The organism is Quisquiliibacterium sp. (assembly GCF_982640115.1).
The window spans coordinates 1-3,640 of the sequence record NZ_CEXFHW010000268.1 but is presented as its reverse complement, the minus strand read 5'-3'; the positions used below and the strand labels follow the sequence as shown (position 1 = coordinate 3,640).

6 protein-coding genes are annotated in these 3,640 nt (G+C 70.5%); 5 read left to right on the top strand and 1 reads right to left on the bottom strand.

Features of this window, described 5'->3' with window-relative positions:
- The 4 genes from AC2H6A_RS18650 to murB all read left to right on the top strand — a co-directional run.
- The coding region (locus tag AC2H6A_RS18650) for an STAS domain-containing protein (protein ID WP_484275220.1) at positions 1-550 on the top strand (550 nt) is incomplete at its 5' end.
- Between the two features lie 22 nt (positions 551-572).
- On the top strand, positions 573-761 hold the full coding sequence (locus AC2H6A_RS18645) for a DUF3460 family protein (protein WP_484275219.1): 189 nt from the start codon (positions 573-575) through the stop codon (positions 759-761).
- Positions 758-1,588, top strand: a complete 831-nt coding sequence (locus tag AC2H6A_RS18640; RefSeq protein ID WP_484275218.1) for a segregation and condensation protein A — start codon at positions 758-760, stop codon at positions 1,586-1,588. Before AC2H6A_RS18645 ends, AC2H6A_RS18640 begins: the two co-directional genes overlap by 4 nt.
- Positions 1,589-1,606: 18 nt before the next feature.
- Positions 1,607-2,641 carry a UDP-N-acetylmuramate dehydrogenase gene (murB, locus tag AC2H6A_RS18635; RefSeq protein WP_484275217.1) on the top strand — a complete coding sequence of 345 codons (1,035 nt, stop codon included), beginning with the start codon at positions 1,607-1,609 and terminating at the stop codon, positions 2,639-2,641.
- Between the two features lie 32 nt (positions 2,642-2,673).
- Here the strand turns inward: murB and yaaA are convergent, their stop codons facing one another.
- Positions 2,674-3,447 (bottom strand): peroxide stress protein YaaA, encoded by a 774-nt coding sequence (gene yaaA / locus AC2H6A_RS18630; RefSeq protein WP_484275216.1) that lies wholly within the window; start codon positions 3,445-3,447, stop codon positions 2,674-2,676.
- Between yaaA and AC2H6A_RS18625 the strand changes: the two genes are divergently transcribed.
- A partial coding sequence (locus AC2H6A_RS18625) for a PIN domain-containing protein (RefSeq protein WP_484275215.1) occupies positions 3,368-3,640 on the top strand: 273 nt, incomplete at its 3' end. The genes yaaA and AC2H6A_RS18625 overlap by 80 nt on opposite strands.

The following is a 3,640-nucleotide window of genomic DNA, read 5'->3' as shown; positions in this document are numbered from 1 at the left end:
GCAGGCCTTCCGGCGGCTGCGGCAGTTCAGTCTCAACTACCGGATCGTGCTCGTCTGCACCTTCCTGCTCACGGTGATCTTCGACCTGACCGTGGCGATCGAGGTCGGACTGGTGCTGGCCAGCCTGTTCTTCATCTATCGCATCTCCTCGCTCACCCGGCTCGAGCCGGTGCGCCTGCCCGCTGACCTGGGCCAGCTCCCCGACGGCCGGCGGATCCGGGCCTACCGGCTCTTCGGGTCGCTCTTCTTCGGCACGGCAACCCGCATCGAGCAGCTTGCCGATCCGGCCAATCCGCCAGGCGAGGTCGTGGTGCTCGACCTGCATCAGCTGATCAGCATGGACACCACCGGCCTCGAGGCGCTGCAGGGGCTGCTGCGCGCGCTGCGTCGTCGGGGCGGCCGACTGATCCTGGCCGAAGCCACCGAGCAGCCGCTGTCCCTGATCCGGCGGGCCGGTCTGCTCGATGAGCTCGGCCGCGAGAACCTGTTTGCCGATCTCGAGTCGGCCCTGGAGGCCGCACGCCGGACCCCATCCCCCGAGCTGGCGTAAAATCCGGCATCTGGAGCGCACCATGGCCATCTACCAATCCGACATCACCCGTTTCCTGCAGCAGCTCAAGCAGGACAAGCCCCACCTCGAGGAAGAGCAGCGCAAGGGCCGGGCCATCTGGTGGGACCGCCCCCAGGATCTCGACACCTCCACCCGTGACCAGGCATCGCGGGTGCGCCAGCAGGCCTACGTCTACCAGACCCGGGGATGACCCAGCCCGCCGGCGATGCCCTGCAGGCGCCGGACGACCAGCTCGAGCTGAAGGTGCTGGCCCGGCTCTACGGCGAGCCGGTGCTGCAGCTGCCGCTCGATCTGTACATTCCGCCCGATGCGCTCGAGGTCATCCTCGAGTCCTTCGAGGGCCCGCTCGACCTGCTGCTCTACCTCATCCGCAAGCAGAACTTCAACATCCTCGACATCCCCATGGCCGAGGTCACGCGCCAGTACCTCACCTATGTGGAGCAGCTGCGCGAGCACAACCTCGAGCTGGCGGCCGAGTACCTGCTGATGGCCGCCATGCTGATCGACATCAAGTCGCGCATGCTGCTGCCGGTGCGCAAGGCCGATACCGGCGAGGAGGTGGAAGACCCCCGCGCCGAGCTCGCCCGGCGGCTGCTCGAGTACGAGCGCATCAAGCACGGCGCCCAGCAGATCGACCAGCTGCCACAGATCGGCCGCGACTTCCTCGCCGCGCGGGTGCTGCTCGACCAGACCGTGAGCGTGCAGCTGCCCGACGTCCAGCTGCCCGACCTGCACAGCGCCTGGGCCGATGTGCTGCGCCGCGCCCGGCTCACCCAGCATCACCGCATCAGCCGCGAGGAGCTCTCGGTACGCGAGTTCATGACCACGGTGCTGCGCGCCCTGCAGCACCGCCGATTCGCCGAGTTCCAGGAGCTCTTCGAGCAGGGGCGCGGCGTGCCGGTGGCGGTGGTCACCTTCATCGCGCTGCTGGAACTCGCCCGCGAGTCGCTGGTCGAGATCACCCAGGCCGAGGCCTACGCGCCCATCTACGTGCGCCTGGCCTACCGGCCGAGCTGAGCAGACGCACCGGCTCCGATGCCGCTGCGCATCACCGACAACGCGCCGCTCGACGCGCTCAACACCTTCGGGGTCAGCGCTCGCGCGCGCCGTCTCGTCGAACTCGACGATCCCGCCGATCTGCCGGCCGCACTGGCCGCGCTCGTCGGTGCGCCCGCCCGGCTGGTGCTCGGCGGCGGCAGCAACCTGTTGCTCGCCGGTGATTTCGACGGGACCGTGCTGCGCATGCGCACGCGCGGCCGGCAACGCCAGCCAGCGGCCATCGGCGAAGAGGTGAGCCTGCAGGCCGGCGAGTCCTGGGACGAGGCCGTGCGCTGGACCCTCGATCAGGGTCTGGCGGGGCTCGAGAATCTCGCGATGATCCCTGGCACCTGCGGGGCCGCCGCCATCCAGAACATCGGCGCCTACGGGGTGGAACTGGCCGAGCGCTTTGCCGGGCTGTGGGCGGTCGATCTCGACACCGGCAGGCAGCAGGCCTTCACGCCCGAGGCCTGCCGGTTCGGCTACCGCGACAGCGTCTTCAAGCAGCCCGGCGGCGAGCGCTGGCTGATCCTGCGCCTGCGTCTGAGGGTGGGGCCGCAGTTCGCGCCGGTGCTGAGCTACGCGCCGCTTGCGGCGGCCTTCGCCGGGCGTAGTGCAACGCCGAGCGCGGCCGAGGTGGCCACCGAGGTGCGCCGCATCCGGGCTTCGCGACTGCCCGATCCGGCCCGCATCGGCAATGCCGGCAGCTTCTTCAAGAACCCGGTGGTGAACGCCGCGCTCGCGCAGGCCCTGCATGAGCGACACCCCGGCATGCCGATGCATCCGGGTGGGAGCAGCCTGAGCGACGCCCCCGTGAAACTGTCGGCCGGCTGGCTGATCGAGCAGTGCGGCTGGAAGGGGCACCGCGACGGCGATGCCGGCGTGCACGCCGATCATGCACTCGTGCTGGTCAACCACGGCCGCGCCAGCGGTGCCGAACTGCTGCGGCTGGCCATGGCGATCCGGGCCAGCGTGCACGAGCGCTTCGGACTCTGGCTGGAGCCCGAGCCGCGGATCGTGGGCGGGTCGTGAGGCGGGGCGCCCGGACGGCCGGGCAGCCGCCCTCAGGGTTGCTCGCGGCGGAACACCCAGTGGCGTTCGTCGGAGGCGTCCGCGTCGTGGCGATAGCCCTCAAGCGCAAAGGCCTTCAGATCCTCCGGGTCGGTGAGGCGCTGCTCGGCGGCAAAACGGGTCATCAGACCACGGGCGCGCTTGGCCGAGAAGCTCACCACCTTCCAGCCGCCGGCGCGCCGCTCCTGGAACACCGGCTGCACCACCCGGTGGCCGAGGCTGTCGGCGCGGGCCGCGCGGAAGTACTCGTCGGAGGCCAGGTTCACCAGCACCGGCCGGCGCTGCGCGTCGAGCGCCTCGCGCAGCGCCTGCGCGATCCGGTCGCCCCAGCAGGCGTACAGCTCGCGCCCGCGGGCATTGGCCAGCCGCGTGCCCATCTCGAGCCGGTAGGGCTGGATCAGATCCAGCGGCCGCAGCAGGCCATAAAGGCCCGAGAGGATGCGCACATGCGACTGCGCCCAGGTGAGGCCGGCGCTGCCCAGCGAGGCCGCCTGCAGGCCTTCGTAGACATCGCCCGCGAACGCCAGCGCCGCCGGTCGCGCATTGGCCGGCGTGAAGGGCGGCTGCCATTGCCTGAAGCGTGCGGCGTTCAGCTCGGCCAGCGGCTCGGAGATGTCCATCAAGGTGCCGATCTCGGCAGCCGGCAGCCCGCGCAGCTGCTCGATCAGCATCGCCGACGCATCGAGCATGGCCGGCAGCGAGTGCCGCCGCGTGGGCAGACGCGACTCGAAATCGAGGGTCTTGGCGGGTGACAGGACGATCAGCATCGGCTTCTCCGGACGAAGCGCCGATTATAGGGACCGCCCCATGAGCGAACCGGTGGTGATCGACACCAACATCTGGCTGGACTGGCTGGTGTTCGACGACCCCGGTGTGACCCGGCTGCGCGCCGCCGTGGCGGCGGGCCGCCTGCGGGTGATGGCCACGCCGGTGATGCGCGCCGAGCTGCTCGCGGTGCCG